The organism is Pseudoflavonifractor phocaeensis, assembly GCF_016901735.1.
Lineage (GTDB): Bacteria > Bacillota > Clostridia > Oscillospirales > Oscillospiraceae > Pseudoflavonifractor_A.
This window is the reverse complement of sequence record NZ_JACLZC010000222.1, coordinates 1-355: the sequence shown is the minus strand read 5'-3', so window position 1 is coordinate 355 and position 355 is coordinate 1. Positions and strand designations below refer to the sequence as shown.

At 52.4% G+C, this 355-nt stretch carries 1 protein-coding gene; it reads left to right on the top strand.

The features are described 5' to 3' along the window. The coding region (locus H7U37_RS15365) for a transposase (RefSeq protein WP_204877039.1) at positions 1–326 on the top strand (326 nt) is incomplete at its 5' end. Positions 327–355 lie beyond the last annotated feature (29 nt).

Below are 355 nucleotides of genomic sequence, written 5' to 3'. Positions count from 1 at the left end.
CCAAAGACTGTGTCAAAACGGTGCAGCGCCACATCTGGAAGGATTACGAGGACTTGGCGGATGACGCCCGCTATACGCCCGAGTACCGGCGGCTGTACAAACGGCGCAAAGAGACCATTGAGCGGGTCTTTGCCGATGCCAAGGAAAAACACGCCATGCGTTATACCCAATACAGAGGCTTGGCCCAGGTGTCCAACTGGGTGAAGCTTAAGTTTGCTGCCATGAATCTGAAAAAACTGGCCAGCTGGTTGTGGAAGGAGCAGTTTACCTCTCTCTTTATGCTCCTCTTTTGGCCCCAATATGATACAGACCCGGCTTACGCTTGATGCATAAGCCGGGTTTTTCGACAGACTGA